Source organism: Tepidimonas sp. (genome assembly GCF_046292505.1).
Lineage (GTDB): Bacteria > Pseudomonadota > Gammaproteobacteria > Burkholderiales > Burkholderiaceae_C > Tepidimonas.
The window spans coordinates 1-1,313 of record NZ_JBKBQX010000093.1 but is presented as its reverse complement, the minus strand read 5'-3'; the positions used below and the strand labels follow the sequence as shown (position 1 = coordinate 1,313).

Sequence of the window (1,313 nt, the reverse complement as noted above, 5' to 3'; positions counted from 1 at the left end):
TTCAAAGGGATTAAGCGTTAATGTTCATTTTCAAGCTCCTTTTCCTGAGTTCGTTCCAAACATGCCCTGATTTCAAAGGGATTAAGCGCGGCCTGCCTCCGAGCGTTTCGCATGGTCTGTGTTCCAAACATGCCCTGATTTCAAAGGGATTAAGCGATAGCAAATGATTCTGCTTTCTCGGCTGCGTCCGTTCCAAACATGCCCTGATTTCAAAGGGATTAAGCGGCGATCTGTGAGTTGATGTAGATGGTCGTGCGGTTCCAAACATGCCCTGATTTCAAAGGGATTAAGCGCCCTCGACAACGTCGAGGACGCGAGCGACCCCAGTTCCAAACATGCCCTGATTTCAAAGGGATTAAGCGCGAACGGCACGACGTAGGGTTGGCATTTGGCCCGGTTCCAAACATGCCCTGATTTCAAAGGGATTAAGCGAGCTGACATGCGCGGTCTATTAGCCGCACCACACGTTCCAAACATGCCCTGATTTCAAAGGGATTAAGACACGATAAATCCATTGCCCTTGTTAGGGCCTGGATCGTTCCAAACATGCCCTGATTTCAAAGGGATTAAGACAGCTACCGTCAATAAGACATTTCATACCATTCTCGGTTCCAAACATGCCCTGATTTCAAAGGGATTAAGACGAACTCCCCAGACAGGAATCCTCCAGCGTTGCCGACGTTCCAAACATGCCCTGATTTCAAAGGGATTAAGACGGGGGATGTCCTATGGACCATGAAGGACACCCCGTTCCAAACATGCCCTGATTTCAAAGGGATTAAGACTATGGGATACCTTCTATTTAACTCCCCTAACCAGTTCCAAACATGCCCTGATTTCAAAGGGATTAAGACCTGAGATAGAAGCGCAGTGACGGCTTGTTGTGTATGTTCCAAACATGCCCTGATTTCAAAGGGATTAAGACGGGGTTTGGTAGAGCAACATCAGTTGCCTTGGCCTTGTTCCAAACATGCCCTGATTTCAAAGGGATTAAGACATACATGACACCGTTCGACTCCACCCACACCGAGCCGTTCCAAACATGCCCTGATTTCAAAGGGATTAAGACGTGTCTGAAGTGCCACGGTGTTACTCCTCAAAAAAGGGTTCCAAACATGCCCTGATTTCAAAGGGATTAAGACTCCGTCTCCAAAAAGCCTTTGCCACATCGTAGGTGTTCCAAACATGCCCTGATTTCAAAGGGACTAAGACCGAGTTACGGCAGTTTTGGTTTTGTTGTCGGCGGCGTTCCAAACATGCCCTGATTTCAAAGGGATTGAGACAAAGTTTCCCCTGATTCCTGATCCCTGACC

General features: G+C 47.8%; 4 protein-coding genes. All 4 read left to right on the top strand.

The annotated features are described in order from the left end of the window. The first annotated feature begins 20 nt into the window (after window positions 1–20). The 4 genes from ACK4TH_RS11905 (at window position 21) to ACK4TH_RS11890 (ending at window position 1,124) form a co-directional block, all read left to right on the top strand. Window positions 21–167 carry a hypothetical protein gene (locus ACK4TH_RS11905; RefSeq protein WP_409626742.1) on the top strand — a complete coding sequence of 49 codons (147 nt, stop codon included), beginning with the start codon at window positions 21–23 and terminating at the stop codon, window positions 165–167. Window positions 168–246: 79 nt separating this feature from the next. Further along, window positions 247–414: a hypothetical protein gene (locus ACK4TH_RS11900; protein WP_409626740.1), complete on the top strand. Its 168-nt coding sequence runs from the start codon at window positions 247–249 to the stop codon at window positions 412–414. A 258-nt stretch (window positions 415–672) separates the two neighbouring features. Further along, window positions 673–858: a hypothetical protein gene (locus ACK4TH_RS11895; protein ID WP_409626738.1), complete on the top strand. Its 186-nt coding sequence runs from the start codon at window positions 673–675 to the stop codon at window positions 856–858. A gap of 20 nt (window positions 859–878) precedes the next feature. Continuing rightward, window positions 879–1,124, top strand: coding sequence for a hypothetical protein (locus ACK4TH_RS11890; protein ID WP_409626736.1), 246 nt, complete (start codon window positions 879–881; stop codon window positions 1,122–1,124). The last annotated feature ends 189 nt before the right edge of the window (window positions 1,125–1,313 follow it).

What these genes read in the sequence shown, in the direction of transcription:
- ACK4TH_RS11900 (WP_409626740.1), top strand. Translation starts at nt 247, where the DNA reads ATGGTCGTGCGGTTCCAAACATGCCCTGATTTCAAAGGGATTAAGCGC.
- ACK4TH_RS11905 (WP_409626742.1), top strand. Translation starts at nt 21, where the DNA reads ATGTTCATTTTCAAGCTCCTTTTCCTGAGTTCGTTCCAAACATGCCCT.